This window comes from Pseudomonas sp. H11T01 (assembly GCF_048515765.1).
GTDB lineage: Bacteria > Pseudomonadota > Gammaproteobacteria > Pseudomonadales > Pseudomonadaceae > Aquipseudomonas.
Genome location: NZ_JBLYED010000025.1, coordinates 68649 through 87635, shown reverse-complemented (window position 1 = coordinate 87635; position 18987 = coordinate 68649). Strand labels below are relative to the sequence as shown.

The window sequence follows — 18987 nt, the reverse complement described above, 5'->3', positions numbered from 1 at the left end:
TTTCCCTGCACCACGGCGGCGGCGTCGGCATGGGCTTCTCCCAGCATTCGGGCATGGTGATTGTCTGCGACGGTACTGACGAAGCGGCCGAGCGTATCGCTCGCGTGCTGCACAACGACCCGGCCACTGGCGTTATGCGTCACGCCGATGCCGGTTATCAGATCGCGATCGACTGCGCCAACGAGCAAGGCCTGAACCTGCCGATGATTACTGGCTGATAAGGGGGCCGCCAGGGATGGGCGGCCCAATGCAAAACAGACGAATCCTGGAACAATCCACAGAGGTTGAGTAATGGCTGTTAATGACAATCGTGCAAGCAGTAAACCGTTGATCGAGAAGCGTTCGATCGACTACATACCGGAAGCGGAAAGACACGGTCGTCTGTTCAGTCAATTCACCCTGTGGTTGGGTGCCAACCTGCAAATCACCGCGATTGTGACCGGTGCGTTGGCGGTGGTGCTCGGTGGGGATGTGTTTTGGTCGTTGATTGGTCTGCTGATCGGGCAATTGCTCGGCGGCGGTGTGATGGCGCTGCATGCGGCGCAAGGCCCGCAACTGGGTTTGCCGCAGATGATCTCCAGCCGCGTGCAGTTTGGCGTGTATGGCGCGGTGATCCCGCTGGTGCTGGTGTGCCTGATGTACATCGGTTTTTCTGCCAGCGGTTCGCTGTTGGCGGGGCAGGCGATTGCCCAGTTGCTGAACGTCGATGACTGGATCGGGATCGTGACCTTTGCCGGTTTGATCGTGGTCCTGACCATCTTCGGCTATCGGGTCATTCACGGGATTGGCCGGGTGGCCAGTGTGCTGGGTGTGATCGCGTTCGCTTACCTGTTCTACAAACTGCTAGCCGGCAACGATATCGGCGCGCTGTTGGGTAACAAGCATTTCTCCCTGAGCAGCTTCCTGTTGGCGATTTCGCTGTCAGCGTCCTGGCAGATTGCTTTTGGTCCGTATGTCGCGGACTACTCGCGTTACCTGCCGCGCACGACCTCGGCGTCAAAAACGTTCTGGGCGGTGGGCCTGGGTTCGATGATCGGCGCGCAGACCTCGATGGTCTTCGGGGTGTTCGCGGCGGCACTGGCCGGTTCGCAGTTCGCCCATCACGAAGTGTCGTTCATCGTCAGTCTTGGCGGTACCGGCATCGTCGCGGCCCTGCTGTACTTTGCGGTGGCCTTTGGCAAGGTGACCGTCACCACGCTGAACGCCTACGGCAGCTTCATGTCGATTGCCACCATTATTAGTGGCTTTCGCGGCAGCCGGCAGATTTCCAGCACGGTTCGCCTGCTGTACATCTTCGCCGTGGTCGTGATCGCTACCTTGCTGGCGTTGCTCGGCAAGGACTCGTTCCTCAAAGAATTCTCCGCGTTCATCCTGTTCCTGTTGGCGTTCTTCACGCCGTGGAGCGCGATCAATCTGGTGGACTTCTACTGCATTACCAAAGAGCGTTATGACATCCCGGCGCTGTCCAACCCGGACGGTCGTTACGGGCGCTGGAACATTATGGGCATCAGCATTTATGTGGTCGGCGTGTTGATTCAAATGCCGTTCATTTCCACGCACTTCTACACCGGTCCATTGGTCGCGAGCCTCGGTGATACCGATATCTCCTGGATCATCGGTCTGGTGGTACCTGCCGGGATGTATTACCTGGCGGCCAAGAAGTGGCATGGCGCCGTACCCGACCGCCTCATCCTGCCGATAGAGCAGGGCGCGGTCATCGAGCAAAAGCTGAGTGGGGCAGGCCGCGCTGCTGCGGTATAGACCTTGAATGGACGTGGAAAGGGCTGGATGCCTCTTGACTGCCGTAATCCATTTCATGTTTGGGAGCGTCACACAATGAAGATGAATAAGACTCTGCTGACCACTATGCTTTCCTTGGGTGTGCTCGCCAGTGCCGGCGCCACTCAGGCTGCTGGTTGGTGCGAATCGGGCAAACCGGTGAAATTCGCCGGGTTGAACTGGGAAAGCGCCATGCTGCTCACTGACGTGCTGCAGGTCGTGCTGGAAAAAGGCTACGACTGCAAAACTGACAGTCTGCCGGGCAACTCCATCACCATGGAAAACGCCTTGAGCAGCAACGATATTCAGATTTTCGCCGAGGAGTGGGTAGGCCGCAGCGAAGTCTGGAACAAGGCTGAGAAGGCCGGCAAAGTCGTCGGTGTCGGCGCGCCAGTGGTTGGTGCGGTTGAAGGCTGGTACGTGCCGCGCTATGTGGTTGAAGGCGACGCCAAGCGTAAACTGGAAGCCAAGGCTCCGGGCCTGAAAAACATCTCCGATCTCGGCAAATACGCTGCAGTGTTCAAAGATCAGGAAGAGCCAAGCAAGGGCCGTTTCTACAACTGCCCGGCCGGCTGGACCTGTGAACTGGACAACAGCAATATGCTCAAAAGCTACGGTCTGGAAAGCACCTACACCAACTTCCGCCCAGGCACTGGCCCGGCGCTGGACGCGGCCGTTCTTTCCAGCTACAAGCGCGGCGAGCCGATCCTGTTTTACTACTGGTCGCCAACCCCGTTGATGGGCCAGGTGGATCTGGTGAAGCTGGAAGAGAAACCGGGCGTGGACAAGAGCGTGACCATCAAGGTCGGCTTGTCCAAGACGTTCCACGAACAAGCACCGGAACTGGTCGCAGTGCTGGAGAAGGTCAACCTGCCTATCGACCTGCTCAACCAGAACCTGGGGCGCATGACCAAGGAACGTATCGAATCGCCGAAGCTGGCGAAGATCTTCCTCAAGGAACATCCTGAAGTCTGGCACGCGTGGGTGAGCGACGACGCAGCCAAGAAAATCGACGCGGCTTTGTAGGTTGAATCATCCCGGTTGGCCGTAAGGTCAGCCGGGAGTTCCTCCTCAACCACTTGATCGAGAGCACCTTATGTTTCCCGAAAACTTCACATTTTCCATCGCCGACTGGGTCAACGGTTGGGTCGATTCGCTGGTCACCAACTACGGTGACGTGTTCCGGCAGATCTCCGACACCCTGCTCTGGGCCATCGTCAATCTCGAAGGCCTGCTGCGTGCGGCGCCCTGGTGGCTGATGCTGGCAATCGTCGCCGGTATTGCCTGGCACGCCACCCGTAAAGTGGTGACCACCGCCGTGATCGTCGGCTTGTTGTTTCTGGTGGGTGCGGTTGGCCTCTGGGACAAACTGATGCAGACGTTGGCGCTGATGATGGTGGCGACGGTGATCTCGGTATTGATCGGCATTCCGTTGGGCATTCTGTCGGCGCGCAGCAATCGCCTGCGCTCGTTCCTGATGCCGCTGCTGGACATCATGCAGACCATGCCGAGCTTCGTGTACCTGATTCCGGTGCTGATGCTGTTCGGTTTGGGCAAGGTTCCGGCGATTTTCGCCACCGTGATCTACGCCGCACCGCCGCTGATTCGTCTGACTGATCTGGGCATTCGTCAGGTCGACGGCGAAGTGATGGAAGCGATTAACGCTTTCGGCGCCAACCGCATGCAGCAACTGTTCGGCGTGCAACTGCCGCTGGCCATGCCGAGCATCATGGCCGGGATCAACCAGACCACCATGATGGCGCTGTCGATGGTAGTAATTGCCTCGATGATCGGTGCCCGTGGCCTGGGTGAAGATGTATTGGTGGGTATCCAGACCCTCAACGTCGGTCGCGGCCTTGAAGCCGGTCTGGCGATCGTGATTCTCGCAGTGGTCATCGACCGCATTACTCAGGCCTACGGTCGGCCACGGCATGAGGTGAACAAATGAGTAACGCAGCCATCAGCAAAATCGAAGTCAAAAACGTCTTCAAGATTTTCGGCGCCCGTTCCAAGGACGCGCTGGAGATGATTCGCCAGAAAAAGAGCAAGGATCAGGTGCTGGCCGAGACCGGCTGCGTGGTCGGCGTGAACGATCTGTCGCTGTCTATCGGCACCGGCGAGATCTTCGTGATCATGGGCCTGTCCGGTTCCGGTAAATCGACCCTGGTGCGCCACTTCAACCGCCTGATCGATCCGACCAGCGGCGCGATCCTGGTGGACGGCGTGGACATCCTGCAATACGACATGGAAGCCCTGCGCGAATTCCGTCGGCACAAAATCAGCATGGTGTTCCAGAGCTTCGGCCTGTTGCCCCACAAGAGTGTGCTCGACAACGTCGCCTATGGCCTGAAGGTCCGTGGCGAGACCAAGGAAGTGTGCGCCGAACGCGCGCTGCACTGGATCAACACCGTGGGCCTCAAGGGCTACGAAAACAAATACCCGCATCAGCTGTCGGGTGGCATGCGTCAGCGCGTGGGCCTGGCCCGCGCGTTGGCAGCGGACACCGACATCATCCTGATGGATGAAGCGTTCAGTGCCCTCGATCCGCTGATTCGCGCCGAGATGCAGGACCAGTTGCTCGAGCTGCAAAAGACGCTGCACAAGACCATCGTGTTCATCACCCACGACCTCGACGAAGCCGTGCGCATTGGCAACCGCATCGCGATTCTCAAGGACGGCCGGTTGATACAGGTCGGTACGCCGAAAGAAATCCTCCATTCGCCTGCCGACGAATATGTGGATCGTTTCGTTCAGCGTCGTGCTGCGACGGTTTGAGAGATTTTCGGTGATTGTGCGGGCCTCATCGCGAGCAAGCCCGCTCCCACACTGGATTTTCGGTGTGCCCAGTACCGGTGTTTGACGCCGATCTAATGTGGGAGCGGGCTTGCTCGCGATAGTGCCGGTAAAGCTGCATAGATATTCAGGTCATAAGAATGGGGTTGAAAATGTCACAGGCTGAAAAAATCGTTATCGCCGACGCCCCGTTGCGCTGGCAGGATGTGGTCGCAGTCGCACGGCAGGGTGCTGTGCTTGAACTGTCGGCTCAAGTCTGGGCGCGGATCGACAATGCTCAGGCCATCGTCCAGCGCATTGTCACCAGCGGCGAGCGCGCCTATGGCGTCAATACCGGTTTGGGTGCGCTGTGCAATGTCTCGCTGCAAGGCGAGCAACTGAGCCAGCTGTCGCGCAATACCTTGCTCAGTCACGCTTGTGGCGTCGGTGCACCGCTGACCGACGAGCAGACGCGGTCGATCATGTGCGCGGCGATCATCAATTACAGCCACGGTAAATCCGGCCTGCACCGGCAGGTAGTCGAAGCGCTGCTGGCCTTGCTCAACCATGGCATCACTCCGCAAGTGCCGTCCCAGGGCTCGGTGGGTTATTTGACCCACATGGCGCATATCGGCATCTGTCTGCTCGGTGTCGGCCAGGTCAGTTATCGCGGTCAGGTTGTCTCGGCTCAGCAAGCCTTGGCTGAGGAAGGTTTGAAGCCTGTGCAGCTCGGCGCAAAAGACGGACTGTGCCTGGTCAACGGCACGCCGTGTATGACTGGCCTGAGCTGTCTGGCCCTGGCTGACGCGACCCGATTGATCCAATGGGCCGACGTAATTGGCGCCATGAGCTTCGAAGCCCAGCGTGGCCAGATCGACGCGTTCGATGCTGAAATCATCGCCCTCAAGCCGCATCCGGGGATGCAACAGGTCGGCATCAACCTGCGCAGCCTGCTCGACGGCAGTGAAGTGATCGCCAGCAGCAAAGGCATTCGTACTCAGGATGCCTTGAGCATCCGCTCGATCCCGCAAGTGCATGGCGCGGCCCGTGATCAACTTGATCACGCCACCCGGCAGATCGAAACCGAACTCAACTCCACCACCGACAACCCGCTGCTGTTGGGCACGCCGGATAACTACCGGGTAATGTCCCAGGCCAACCCGCACGGTCAGTCGGTGGCTCTGGCGGCTGACCTGCTGGCGATTGCCATGGCGGAAATCGGTTCGATTGCCGAGCGTCGTCTGGACCGCCTGATCAACCCGCACGTCAGCGGCTTGCCAGCGTTTCTGGTGAGCAACCCAGGTGTCAATTCGGGGATGATGATCGCCCAATACGTTGCCGCTTCGCTGTGTGCGGAAAACCGCCAGTTGGCGCAACCGGCGGTGCTCGACAACTACGTCACCTCGGGCCTGCAGGAAGACCATCTGAGCCTGGGCACCAACGCTGCACTGAAGCTGCATCGGGCGTTGGAGAACTGCACACAGATCCTCGCCATTGAGTACCTGTTGGCCGCTCAGGCCTTTGAGTTTCTCAAGGAACAGCGCTTCGGCGCGGGTACCGACGCCGCGTGGAGACTGTTGCGTGAGCACGTTCCTGCCTACGACCAGGACCGTTGGCTGGCGCCAGATATCGCCAGCGCAGCAAGCGTTTTGAAAGCCCCGACATTGCTGCAAACCGTTTTACCGAATCTGCACTGAAACCGATTTCCACAAAAGCCAGCGTGCCAAGGCGCCACCCCCTTATAAAGCGGGAAGCGACGGACAACGGAATCATCCGGAGCGACTGGCTAGTTAGTAAAACTCTCAAAAGGAGCATAAATGTGACTGCGCTAAACCTTATTCCTGGCCAATTGACCCTTGCCCAACTGCGTGCTGTCTACCAGCAGCCAGTAACCATCAGCCTGGACGACAGCGCCTCGGCTCAGATTGAAGCCAGCGTTGCCTGCGTGGAACAAATCCTCGCCGAAAACCGCACCGCTTACGGCATCAACACCGGTTTTGGTCTGCTGGCCTCGACTCGCATCGCCAGCGAAGACCTGGAAAACCTCCAGCGTTCGCTGGTGCTGTCCCACGCAGCCGGCGTCGGCGAGCCGATCAGCGACGCGCTGGTGCGACTGGTCATGGTGCTCAAGGTCAACAGCCTGAGCCGTGGTTTCTCCGGTATCCGTCGTCAGGTGATCGATGCGCTGATTGCACTGATCAATGCCGAGGTTTACCCGCATATTCCACTCAAAGGTTCGGTCGGTGCTTCCGGCGACCTGGCGCCACTGGCCCACATGTCGTTGGTCCTGCTGGGCGAAGGCAAAGCCCGCTACAAAGGTGAATGGCTGGACGCTGTGAGCGCGTTGAAGCAAGCCGGTCTGGAGCCGCTGACACTGGCTGCCAAAGAAGGTCTGGCGCTGCTTAACGGTACTCAGGTTTCCACCGCTTACGCGCTGCGTGGCTTGTTTGAAGGCGAAGACCTGTTCGCTGGCGCCCTGGCTCTTGGCGGTCTGACCGTTGAAGCGGTGCTGGGCTCGCGCTCGCCGTTCGACGCTCGTATTCACGACGCTCGCGGTCAGCGCGGTCAGATCGACGCGGCTGCCGCTTATCGCGATCTGCTGGGTGAGAGCAGCCAAGTCTCCGACTCCCACCAGAACTGCGAAAAGGTTCAGGACCCGTACTCCCTGCGCTGCCAGCCGCAAGTCATGGGTGCTTGCCTGACTCAGTTCCGTCAGGCGGCCGAAGTGCTGAGCATCGAAGCCAACGCCGTGTCGGATAACCCGTTGGTGTTCGCCGCTGAAGGCGACGTGATCTCCGGCGGTAACTTCCACGCCGAACCTGTGGCCATGGCCGCTGACAACATGGCGCTGGCCATTGCTGAAATCGGCTCGCTGAGCGAACGCCGTATCTCGCTGATGATGGACAAGCACATGTCGCAATTGCCGCCATTCCTGGTGGCCAACGGCGGGGTTAACTCCGGTTTCATGATCGCTCAGGTGACTGCTGCGGCATTGGCCAGCGAAAACAAAGCACTGTCGCACCCGCACTCGGTGGACAGCCTGCCGACTTCCGCCAACCAGGAAGACCACGTTTCCATGGCCCCTGCCGCCGGTAAGCGTCTCTGGGAAATGGCCGAAAACACCCGTGGTGTTCTCGCTGTAGAATGGCTCGCTGCCTGCCAGGGCCTGGACCTGCGCGACGGTCTGAAGACGTCGGCCAAGCTCGAAAAAGCCCGTGGCATCCTGCGCAGCAAAGTACCGTTCTACGAGAAAGACCGCTTCTTCGCTCCGGACATCAACGCAGCGAGCGAGCTGCTGGCTTCGCGTTGCTTGAACGAGCTGGTGTTGGCGAAGTTGCTGCCTAGCCTCTGATCGTGCTGATCGTTCCCACGCTCTGCGTGGGAATGCAGCCCGTGACGCTCTGCGTCACAAGAGCGGACGCAGAGCGTCCATTGAGGCATTCCCACGCAGGAGCGTGGGAACGATCTTTTCCGACAAAAATAATTAAGGACGAGAAATGCAACAGCAAGCAAAAGGCTTGAAACGCGGGCTATCGGCTCGACATATTCGCTTCATGGCACTGGGGTCGGCGATCGGCACCGGGCTGTTTTACGGTTCTGCTTCGGCCATTCAAATGGCCGGTCCTGCGGTATTGCTGGCGTACCTGATTGGTGGCGCGGCGGTGTTCATGGTCATGCGCGCCCTCGGTGAGATGGCTGTGCATAACCCTGTTTCCGGCTCTTTCGGCCAGTACGCCAGCACTTACCTGGGACCGATGGCGGGCTTTATTCTCGGTTGGACTTACGCGTTTGAGATGGTCATCGTCGGCATGGCCGATGTCACCGCATTCGGCATCTATATGGGCTTCTGGTTTCCGGAAGTCGCGCGCTGGATCTGGGTGCTCGGCATTGTGTCGGTGATCGGTGGCCTGAACCTGTGCAACGTCAAAGTCTTCGGTGAAATGGAGTTCTGGCTGTCGCTGCTCAAAGTTGCAGCCATTGTCGCGATGATCCTCGGTGGTTTCGGCATCATGCTGTTCGGAATCAGTACGGCCACACCTGGCGCGGACACCGGCATCAGCAACCTCTGGAGCCATGGCGGCTTTATGCCAAACGGTGTCGGTGGCCTGATCGCCTCGTTTGCCGTGGTGATGTTTGCGTTCGGCGGCATCGAAATCATCGGCGTGACCGCCGGTGAAGCGAAAGACCCGCAGCATGTTCTGCCCAAGGCGATCAACGCCGTTCCCCTGCGGATTCTACTGTTCTACGTGCTGACTCTGTTCGTATTGATGTCTATCTACCCATGGCAGCAAATCGGTAGCCAGGGCAGCCCGTTCGTGCAGATTTTCGACAACCTGGGCATCAGTTCGGCGGCGACCATCCTCAATATCGTGGTGATCTCGGCGGCGGTCTCGGCCATCAACAGTGACATCTTTGGTGCCGGCCGCATGATGTACGGTCTGGCCCAGCAAGGTCAGGCGCCAAAGGGCTTTGGCCAGTTGTCGCGCCATGGCGTGCCATGGATGACCGTGGTGGTCATGAGCGCAGCCTTGCTTGGTGGTGTGCTGCTGAACTACCTGATTCCGGAAAACGTGTTCATGCTGATCGCATCGATTGCGACCTTCGCCACGGTCTGGGTCTGGTTGATGATTCTGGTCACTCAGGTGGCCATGCGTCGCTCGATGAGCCCGGATGAAGTCGCGCAGCTGAAGTTCCCGGTGCCCTTCTGGCCGTATGCGCCGATAGCGGCGATTGCGTTCATGGTGTTTATCTTCGGTGTGCTGGGCTATTTCCCGGACACTCAAGCAGCCTTGATCGTCGGCGTGGTGTGGATTGCCCTGTTGGTGATCGCTTACCTGATGTGGGTCAAACCCGCGGCAGGGCAGGCGGCACAGGTGTCCCGCGATCTTTCTTTGTCCCATCGATAACTTAACGGAGGCCTCGGATGAAAACTCTCTGGCAACACTGCCACGTCGCAAGCATGGCGCAGGGCAACTACTCGATCATCGAGGATGCCGCCATCGTGACGTCAGGAGCGCACATAGAGTGGATCGGCCCGCGCAGTGAACTGCCGGCTGGCGAATACCCTGAGGTGCACGACCTCGCCGGAGCCTGGGTCACCCCGGGGCTGATCGACTGCCACACCCATACGGTGTTCGGCGGCAATCGCAGTGGCGAGTTCGAGCAGCGTCTGCAAGGCGTGAGCTATGCTGAAATCGCCGCGGCCGGTGGTGGCATCGCCAGCACCGTGCGCGCGACTCGGGCCGCCAGCGAGGACGAATTGTTCGCCAGCGCGCATAAACGCTTGAAGAGCTTGCTGCGCGACGGCGTCACCAGCGTCGAGATCAAGTCTGGCTATGGCCTGGACCTGGCCAGTGAACGCAAGATTCTGCGAGTGGTCCGTCGTCTTGGTGCCGAGTTGCCGGTCAGCGTGCGCAGCACCTGCCTGGCCGCTCACGCCTTGCCGCCGGAATACGCGGATCGCGCTGACGATTACATCGATCACATCTGCAGCGAAATGCTCCCGGCGCTGGCCGCTGAAGGGCTAGTGGATGCGGTGGACGCGTTTTGCGAATACCTGGCGTTTTCTCCTGCTCAGGTCGAGCGGGTGTTCATCGCCGCGCAGAACCTCGGTTTGCCGGTGAAACTGCACGCCGAGCAACTGTCGTCCCTGCATGGCTCGAGTCTGGCGGCGCGTTATCACGCGTTGTCGGCCGACCATCTGGAGTTCATGACCGAAGACGACGCTATCGCCATGGCCAAGTCCGGCACCGTCGCGGTCTTGCTGCCGGGAGCGTTTTACTTCCTGCGCGAAACCCAATTGCCGCCGATGGAAGCCTTGCGCAAGCACGGCGTAAAAATTGCCATCGCCAGCGACCTCAACCCAGGCACCTCGCCGGCGTTGTCGGTGCGGCTGATGCTGAACATGGCCTGCACCTGTTTCCGTATGACCCCGGAAGAGGCCTTGGCCGGTGCGACCATTCATGCGGCTACAGCGCTCGGCATGGACACAACCCATGGCTCGCTGGAAGTCGGCAAGGTGGCGGATTTCGTCGCCTGGCAGATTGATCGTCCGGCGGACCTGGCGTATTGGCTGGGCGGCGATCTGGATAAACGCGTCGTGCGTCACGGCGTCGAAGTCACGATTTAGGAGAATGGCTGTGGATAAGGTTCTGAACTTCAAACAAGGCCGGGTGCCGTTGCTGATCAGCATGCCCCATGCCGGCCTGCGCCTGACGCCTGCGGTAGAAGCCGGGCTGATTCCTGAGGCGCAAAGCCTGCCGGATACCGACTGGCATATCCCGCAGCTCTATGAGTTCGCTCAAGCGTTGGGTGCCAGCACCCTGGCGGCCGAGTACTCGCGGTTCGTCATCGACCTTAACCGGCCTTCCGACGACAAGCCTTTGTATGTCGGCGCCACCACCGGTTTGTATCCGGCGACGCTGTTCGACGGCGTGCCGTTGTTCCGCGAAGGGCTGGAGCCATCTGCCGAGGAACGCGCCCGTTATCTCGAGCAGGTCTGGACACCGTATCACAGCACCTTGCAACAAGAACTGGCACGGCTGAAGGCCGAATTCGGTTATGCGCTGCTGTTCGACGCGCATTCGATCCGCTCAGTGATCCCGCACCTGTTCGAAGGGCAACTGCCGGACTTCAACCTTGGCACCTTCAATGGTGCCAGCTGCGATCCGCAACTGGCCAGCCAGCTGGAAGCCATCTGCGCCCGGCACACGGACTACAGCCATGTGCTGAATGGTCGCTTCAAAGGCGGCCACATCACCCGGCATTACGGCAACCCGGCCGAAAACATCCATGCGGTGCAGCTTGAGCTAGGGCAACGCACTTACATGGAAGAGATCGAGCCATTCCGTTATCGCCCTGATCTGGCTGCGCCGACTCAGGTCGTACTCAAGGAATTGCTGCAAGGGCTGCTGGATTGGGCGCAGAAGCGTTATAGCGAATAGTATGAAAGATCGTTCCCACGCTCTGCGTGGGAATGCCTCAACGGACGCTCTGCGTCCGCCTTCGGTCGGGGTCGTCGTGATCCTGAAGCCCCCCCCAATTTCTCCAAGAACATGCTCATTGCACCATTCGGGTTTATGATGCCGGACGGCAGAATAATAGAAGTCCCCACAGGGATGACCTCGACCCCTTACGGAGCGCGCAATGCAGACTTTGTTCCCGCAGATCAAACCCCACGCCCGGCACGATCTGGCCGTCGATGAAACTCACACGCTGTACGTCGACGAAAGCGGTTCACCGAAAGGTTTGCCGGTAGTGTTCATTCACGGCGGCCCCGGCGCCGGATGCGATGCGCAGAGTCGCTGTTACTTCGATCCGAACCTGTATCGCATTGTCACCTTCGATCAGCGCGGTTGCGGTCGTTCGACGCCTCACGCCAGCCTTGAAAACAACACTACCTGGGATCTGGTCGCCGACCTTGAGCGGATTCGCCAGCACCTGGGCATCGAAAAATGGGTGCTGTTCGGTGGCTCCTGGGGTTCGACCCTGGCGCTGGCCTACGCGCAAACTCACCCGGAGCGGGTCCACGGGTTGATCCTGCGGGGGATCTTCCTCTGCCGTCCGCAAGAGATCGAATGGTTCTACCAGGCCGGTGCCAGCCGACTGTTTCCGGATTACTGGCAGGACTATGTGGCACCGATACCGCTGGATGAGCGCAATGATTTGCTCACGGCTTTCCACAAGCGCCTGACCGGTAACGACCAGATCGCCCAGATGCACGCGGCCAAAGCCTGGTCGACGTGGGAAGGTCGTACTGCAACCTTGCGCCCCAACCCGATGGTCGTTGAGCGCTTCTCCGAGCCGCAGCGTGCGTTGTCGATTGCCCGGATCGAATGCCACTACTTCACTAACAATGCCTTCCTTGAGCCCAATCAGCTGATTCGCGACATGCAGAAGATCGCCCATTTACCGGGTGTGATCATCCATGGTCGTTACGATGTGATCTGCCCGCTGGATAACGCCTGGGAGCTGCATCAGGCTTGGCCCAACAGCGAGCTGCAGGTCATTCGCGATGCCGGTCACGCGGCGTCCGAACCTGGAATTACCGATGCGCTGGTGCGCGCGGCCAGCCACATGGCCCGGCGCTTGCTCGACCTGCCGCCTGAAGAAGCATGAAGGGCCTGCTACAACGCGTGCGTGGCGCGCGAGTCGAAGTGGCGGGGGAGAGTGTTGGCGCGGTCGACCAGGGGTTGCTGGTGCTGGTGGCAGTCGAACCCGAGGACACGCGGGCCAACGCCGACAAATTGCTGAATAAGCTGCTTAACTATCGGGTATTCAGTGATGCTGAGGGCAAGATGAACCTGTCTTTGGCCGATGTCGGTGGCGGTTTGTTGCTGGTGTCGCAGTTCACTCTGGCAGCCGACACCAAAAGCGGTTTGCGCCCGAGCTTTTCCACAGCCGCGACTCCTGCGTTGGGTGAAGAGCTTTTTGACTATTTAGTTGCACGGGCGCAACAGTTGCATGGCAATGTGGCATCAGGGATATTTGGCGCGGACATGCAGGTGCATTTGGTCAATGATGGCCCGGTAACCTTCCTGTTACAGACCTGAAAGCGCTTGAAACATCTTTTTAAGCCTTTTTTAGCCGAAAACAGAGGGTTTCCGCGATAAATACTTTGTTACCCCTGATGCGTTGTAACGCGGCCTACTAGATAATCGCGCGCTACGGGGATCAGCGTTCGTTGGTCCATTTTGACTTAGGTAGAGACTTGTCCGGGACCGTTTGGGGAATCATTTAGCCCCATCGGAGTCGGAATAATGCTCGCCAACCTGGCATGAGCGGTCTGTACGGTCAGTTTTGTTAGCAATATTTCGAGGGCCAGGGAGTCAGAGACAAGGCGCTGCGACGAGTCATAGCCCGCTATGGCGAGGAGCAGCAACGCAGTATCTGGCTTCCTGGCACCGAAATAGGCTAACAAAACTGGCCACACAGACTGCTTGCTAGCCGTTGGTTTTTGATCTGTTTTCGGCGAGGGTTGCTCGTGATTGTTAGTCCCTGTAATGCACCAAAATTGTCTGCCAAACGGTTACGAAACGCACTGGTGACGGGCTCAGCACTGCTTTGTCTGCTCAGCGCCGGCCAGCTTTGGGCATTCAATCTGGATGATGTATCGGCCAAGGCAAAAGAGCTGGCCGGGCAAAAGTACGAAGCCCCGCGCAGTAACCTGCCGAACGAATTTCGCGAAATGAAATTCGCGGATTACCAAAAAATTCGTTTCCGCACCGAAAAAGCCGAATGGGCCGACGAGAAAACCCCGTTCAAGCTGTCGTTCTATCACCAGGGCATGCACTTCGACACGCCGGTGAAGATCAACGAAATCACTGCCAGTAACGTTCAAGAGATCAAGTACGACCCGAGTCGTTTCGATTTCGGCGACCTCAAAGTCGATCCAAAGGCCACCGAACAACTGGGTTATGCCGGTTTCCGTGTGCTGTACCCGATCAACAAGGCAGACAAGCAAGACGAGATCATGACCATGCTCGGCGCGAGCTACTTCCGCGTCGTCGGTAAAGGTCATACCTATGGCTTGTCCGCACGCGGCCTGGGCATCGACACCGCACTGCCGTCCGGCGAAGAGTTTCCGCGCTTCACCGAGTTCTGGATTGAGCAACCCAAGCCGACCGACAAGCATCTGGTGATCTACGCCCTGCTGGATTCGCCACGTGCGACCGGCGCTTACCGGCTGATCCTGCGTCCGGGCAGCGACACCATCGTCGACGTCAAGGCGCAGATGTTCCTGCGTGACAAGGTCAACAAGCTCGGTATTGCACCGCTGACCAGCATGTTCCTGTTCGGCGCCAACCAGCCGTCGAAAGTGCTCAACTACCGTCGCGAACTGCACGACTCCAGCGGTCTGTCGATTCATGCCGGCAATGGCGAATGGATCTGGCGTCCGCTGAACAACCCGAAACACCTGGCTGTGAGCAACTTCTCGGTTGAAAATCCGCGTGGTTTCGGCCTGCTGCAACGTGGTCGGGACTTCAGCCACTACGAAGACCTCGACGACCGCTACGACAAGCGCCCAAGTGCCTGGATCGAGCCAGAAGGCGACTGGGGCAAAGGTTCTGTCGATCTGGTGGAGATTCCGACCGCCGACGAAACCAATGACAACATCGTTGCTTTCTGGAGCCCGGAAAAACTCCCTGAACCAGGCCAGCCGCTGGACTTCGCCTATCGCCTGCACTGGACGATTGACGAAGCTGCATTGCATCCGGCCGATAGCGCCTGGGTCCAGCAGACCCTGCGCTCTACCGGTGACGTAAAGCAGTCCAACCTGATCCGTCAGCCGGACGGCAGCGTCGCTTATCTGGTGGACTTCGAAGGCCCGTCTCTCAAGGCTCTGCCGGAAGATACGCCGGTTCGTAGTCAGGTCAGCGTTGGCGACAATGCCGAACTGGTGGAAAATAGTGTTCGCTATAATCCAGAAACCCAAGGCTGGCGCCTGACCTTGCGCATGAAGATCAAGGACCCGAGCAAGTCCACTGAGATGCGTGCCGCACTGGTCCAGAACATTGCTGCCCCAGAGCCGGTCAGAGCTTCGGCTGCGACGGCCAATTCTTCCGTTGCCAAGGCCGAGAAGATCGCCGCCAGGCAGCAAGAGAAACAAGAGAAACAAGAGAAACAAGAGAAACAAGAGAAACAAGAGAAACAGAAGAAAGAACAAGACGCCAAGCAGCCTGCTGCTGCCGAAGCGACCCCAGCCACGCCGGACTCGGTAAAAACTGAACAAGTCTTGACCGAGACCTGGAGCTACCAGTTGCCTGCCGATGAGTAATTCCCAAGTACAGCCAGAGACTCTTGCCGAGTATCTGGCGCATCTGCCGATGAGCGATGCGCAGCGCGCGGAACTGGCGGGCTGCAAATCGTTCAGTGAGCTGCATGAACGTCTGTCGTCCGGGGCTTTCGACGCGCCCGCCGAGGCTGCACAAGCCTCGGTAGGCCGCCGTCTGACCTTGAACTCTGCGCAAGAGCTGGAGGAGGCCGAGATGTTGGCGGTCGATGCCGAAGGCCGGGTCTGCCTCAAGGCGACCCCGCCGATTCGGCGGACCAAGGTCGTTCCGGAGCCGTGGCGCACCAATATTCTGGTGCGTGGCTGGCGTCGTCTGACCGGGCGTAGCAATCCACCTGCCCCGCCACGCGATGAGCGCGTACTGCCGGCTGCCCGCTGGCGTACGGTTGGCTCGATCCGTCGCTACATCTTGCTGACACTGATGCTCGGCCAGACCATCGTCGCCGGCTGGTATATGAAAGGCATCATGCCGTACCAGGGCTGGTCCTTCGTCGACCTGAACGAAGTCCTGCATCAATCGTTGTCCCAAACCGCCACGCAGGTGCTGCCGTACGCGCTGCAAACCAGCATCCTGATTCTGTTCGGGATTCTGTTCTGCTGGGTTTCGGCGGGCTTCTGGACTGCACTGATGGGCTTCCTCGAGTTGCTCACCGGGCATGACAAATACCGCATTTCCGGCGCCAGCGCCGGTAACGAGCCGATTGCCAAAGAAGCGCGTACCGCCTTGGTGATGCCGATCTGCAACGAAGACGTGCCGCGTGTATTCGCGGGTCTGCGGGCGACCTTTGAGTCGGTCGCGGCGACCGGCGATCTGGACCGCTTTGATTTCTTCGTCCTCAGCGACAGTAATGACAGCGACATCTGCGTCGCCGAACAACAGGCCTGGCTGGACGTTTGCCGTGAGGCCAAAGGTTTCGGGCGGATCTTCTATCGCCGTCGTCGCCGTCGGGTCAAACGCAAGAGCGGTAACCTCGATGACTTCTGCCGTCGTTGGGGCGGTGATTACAAGTACATGGTTGTGCTTGACGCTGACAGCGTGATGAGTGGCGAATGCCTGACCAGTCTGGTGCGCTTGATGGAAGCCACACCGGACGCCGGGATCATCCAGACCGCGCCGCGTGCCTCGGGCATGGACACGCTGTATGCACGCATGCAGCAGTTCGCCACTCGCGTATACGGTCCGTTGTTCACCGCTGGCTTGCACTTCTGGCAGTTGGGTGAATCCCACTACTGGGGCCACAACGCGATCATCCGCATGAAGCCATTCATCGAGCATTGCGCCTTGGCGCCATTGCCCGGCAAAGGCGCGTTCGCGGGTGCGATCCTTTCCCACGACTTCGTCGAAGCTGCGCTGATGCGCCGTGCCGGCTGGGGCGTGTGGATTGCCTACGACTTGCCCGGCAGCTATGAAGAACTGCCACCTAACCTGCTGGACGAACTCAAGCGTGACCGTCGTTGGTGTCACGGCAACCTGATGAACTTCCGGCTGTTCCTGGTCAAGGGCATGCACCCGGTGCACCGTGCGGTGTTCCTGACCGGCGTGATGTCTTACCTGTCGGCGCCGTTATGGTTCTTCTTCCTGGTGTTGTCGACGGCCCTGCTGGCGGTCAACACGCTGATGGAGCCGCAGTACTTCCTCGAACCACGGCAGCTGTATCCGTTATGGCCGCAATGGCATCCGGACAAGGCGATTGCGCTGTTCTCGACGACTATCGTGCTGCTGTTCCTGCCGAAGTTGCTGAGCATCATCCTGATCTGGGCCAAGGGCGCGAAAGAGTTCGGTGGCAAGTTCAAGGTCACCCTGTCGATGTTGCTGGAGATGCTGTTCTCCATGCTGCTGGCGCCGGTGCGGATGATTTTCCACACGCGCTTCGTTCTTGCCGCGTTCCTCGGTTGGGCCGCGACCTGGAACTCCCCGCAACGTGACGACGACTCCACACCCTGGAGCGAAGCCGTGCGTCGCCATGGTCCGCAAACCCTGCTGGGCTTTTTCTGGGCCTTGCTGGTGATCTGGCTCAACCCAAGCTTCCTTTGGTGGCTGGTGCCGATTGTCGGTTCGCTGATGCTGTCGATCCCGGTTTCGGTGATCTCCAGCCGTGTCGGGCTGGGCCTTAAGTCCCGTGATGAAAGCCTGTTCCTGATTCCTGAGGAATACGCACCGCCACAGGCCTTGCTGGCGACCGATCAGTACACCCACGAAAACCGTTGGCATGCGCTGAAAGAAGGTTTCGTGCGGGCAGTGGTCGATCCGCAGCAGAACGCTCTGGCTTGCGCCTTGGCCACGGCCCGTCATGGCCAGGCTGAGCCGATCGAGTGGTTGCGGGTCGAGCGGGTGCGTCACGCGTTGAAAGTTGGCCCTGCGGGGCTCAACAACAATGAGCGTCTGGCTCTGCTCAGCGATCCGGTGGCTCTGGGTCGCCTGCATGAGCAGGTCTGGAGCGAAGGTCATCCCGAGTGGCTGAGCGCCTGGCGCCAGTCCATCGCAGCCGATCCGCATGCGCCGTTACTACCGTTGAAGCCGCTGTCTGCTGAAGCACAGCCGGCATGATGAAAAACCCCGCTCCTGAGAAGAAGCGGGGTTTTTTGTTTGTGGGGTTTGATCGTTCCCGCCGTCCCTGCGACAACAAATCCTGCCTAAACCCTTGTGCAAACAAACGAGTGCGTTAGGATCGCTCCCCGAATTGGTGCGCCCGGACAACTTATTGTTCGTATCTGCCGGTTTTCTAACGAAAACCTGCTTTTTGCGCGCCTCAAAAAGATAGGTTCAGGGGGCTTGATGATGAAGAAGTATCTCTCGATGCTGTTGCTCGGCGTCACGGCATTGATTGCAGTCAACGCGGCTCAGGCCGGTGCCATTGATGACGCGGTCAAGCGCGGCACGCTGAAAGTCGGCATGGATCCGACTTACATGCCGTTTGAAATGACCAACAAGCGCGGCGAGATCATCGGCTTCGAAGTCGACCTGCTCAAAGCCATGGCCAAGGCCATGGGCGTCAAACTGGAAATGGTTTCCACCGGTTATGACGGCATCATCCCGGCCCTGATGACTGACAAGTTCGACATGATCGGCAGCGGCATGACCCTGACCCAGGAGCGCAACCTGCGCCTGAACTTCAGCGAACCCTTCATCGTGGTTGGCCAGACCCTGCTGATCCGCAAGGAACTGGAAGGCACCATCAAGTCCTATAAAGACCTGAACACCGCCGACTACCGCATCACCTCCAAGCAGGGCACCACCGGCGAAATAGTCGCCAGAAAGCTGATCTCAAAAGCCAAATACCACGGCTACGACAACGAGCAGGAAGCGGTGCTCGACGTGGTCAACGGCAAGGCTGACGCCTTCATCTACGACGCGCCATACAACGTCGTAGCGGTGAACAAGGTGGGTAACGGCAAGCTGGTATTCCTCGACAAGCCGTTTACCTACGAGCCGCTGGCCTTCGGTCTGAAGAAAGGTGACTACGACAGCATCAACTTCATCAACAACTTCCTGCACCAGATCCACGAAGACGGCACCTACGATCGCATCCATGACAAGTGGTTCAAAGAGACCGACTGGCTCAAGGATATGGAGTAAGGCTGACGGACGGCGCTCGGTCAGCTAGACCGCGCCGCCCCATTCGCGAGCAAGCTCGCTCCCACAA

The 18987-nt window shown here is 59.1% G+C and carries 14 protein-coding genes and 1 pseudogene; all 15 read left to right on the top strand.

Going from position 1 to position 18987, the window contains the following annotated elements; genetic code table 11:
* Window positions 1-218: pseudogene (locus tag ACN1C3_RS26545) on the top strand (urocanate hydratase); the annotation flags it as partial.
* A gap of 73 nt (window positions 219-291) precedes the next feature.
* The gene (locus tag ACN1C3_RS26540; protein WP_419118701.1) at window positions 292-1761 is read left to right on the top strand and encodes a purine-cytosine permease family protein; all 1470 of its coding nucleotides are present in this window, start codon (window positions 292-294) and stop codon (window positions 1759-1761) included.
* Between the two features lie 75 nt (window positions 1762-1836).
* Window positions 1837-2805, top strand: a complete 969-nt coding sequence (locus tag ACN1C3_RS26535; RefSeq protein ID WP_419118700.1) for an ABC transporter substrate-binding protein — start codon at window positions 1837-1839, stop codon at window positions 2803-2805.
* 70 nt (window positions 2806-2875) lie between these two features.
* Window positions 2876-3727, top strand: coding sequence for an ABC transporter permease (locus tag ACN1C3_RS26530; protein ID WP_419118699.1), 852 nt, complete (start codon window positions 2876-2878; stop codon window positions 3725-3727).
* A complete protein-coding gene (locus ACN1C3_RS26525; protein WP_419118698.1) occupies window positions 3724-4554 on the top strand; it encodes a quaternary amine ABC transporter ATP-binding protein in 831 nt (276 codons plus the stop codon). Before ACN1C3_RS26530 ends, ACN1C3_RS26525 begins: the two co-directional genes overlap by 4 nt.
* A gap of 170 nt (window positions 4555-4724) precedes the next feature.
* Window positions 4725-6248, top strand: a complete 1524-nt coding sequence (hutH, locus tag ACN1C3_RS26520) for a histidine ammonia-lyase (RefSeq protein WP_419118697.1) — start codon at window positions 4725-4727, stop codon at window positions 6246-6248.
* Between the two features lie 122 nt (window positions 6249-6370).
* The gene (hutH, locus tag ACN1C3_RS26515; RefSeq protein WP_419118696.1) at window positions 6371-7903 is read left to right on the top strand and encodes a histidine ammonia-lyase; all 1533 of its coding nucleotides are present in this window, start codon (window positions 6371-6373) and stop codon (window positions 7901-7903) included.
* Between the two features lie 145 nt (window positions 7904-8048).
* Complete coding sequence (locus tag ACN1C3_RS26510; protein ID WP_419118695.1) at window positions 8049-9458, top strand: amino acid permease; 1410 nt, start codon at window positions 8049-8051, stop codon at window positions 9456-9458.
* 17 nt (window positions 9459-9475) lie between these two features.
* Window positions 9476-10681, top strand: coding sequence for an imidazolonepropionase (gene hutI / locus ACN1C3_RS26505; protein ID WP_419118694.1), 1206 nt, complete (start codon window positions 9476-9478; stop codon window positions 10679-10681).
* Window positions 10682-10691: 10 nt separating this feature from the next.
* Window positions 10692-11495 (top strand): N-formylglutamate deformylase, encoded by an 804-nt coding sequence (gene hutG, locus ACN1C3_RS26500; protein WP_419118693.1) that lies wholly within the window; start codon window positions 10692-10694, stop codon window positions 11493-11495.
* A gap of 202 nt (window positions 11496-11697) precedes the next feature.
* Window positions 11698-12669, top strand: a complete 972-nt coding sequence (gene pip, locus ACN1C3_RS26495; RefSeq protein ID WP_419118692.1) for a prolyl aminopeptidase — start codon at window positions 11698-11700, stop codon at window positions 12667-12669.
* Complete coding sequence (dtd, locus tag ACN1C3_RS26490; protein ID WP_419118691.1) at window positions 12666-13103, top strand: D-aminoacyl-tRNA deacylase; 438 nt, start codon at window positions 12666-12668, stop codon at window positions 13101-13103. Before pip ends, dtd begins: the two co-directional genes overlap by 4 nt.
* A 431-nt stretch (window positions 13104-13534) precedes the next feature.
* Complete coding sequence (locus tag ACN1C3_RS26485; protein ID WP_419118690.1) at window positions 13535-15328, top strand: glucan biosynthesis protein G; 1794 nt, start codon at window positions 13535-13537, stop codon at window positions 15326-15328.
* Window positions 15321-17891, top strand: a complete 2571-nt coding sequence (gene mdoH / locus ACN1C3_RS26480) for a glucans biosynthesis glucosyltransferase MdoH (protein WP_419118689.1) — start codon at window positions 15321-15323, stop codon at window positions 17889-17891. The genes ACN1C3_RS26485 and mdoH overlap by 8 nt, the downstream gene beginning before the upstream one ends.
* 231 nt (window positions 17892-18122) lie before the next feature.
* Window positions 18123-18920 (top strand): transporter substrate-binding domain-containing protein, encoded by a 798-nt coding sequence (locus ACN1C3_RS26475; protein ID WP_419118705.1) that lies wholly within the window; start codon window positions 18123-18125, stop codon window positions 18918-18920.
* The last annotated feature ends 67 nt before the right edge of the window (window positions 18921-18987 follow it).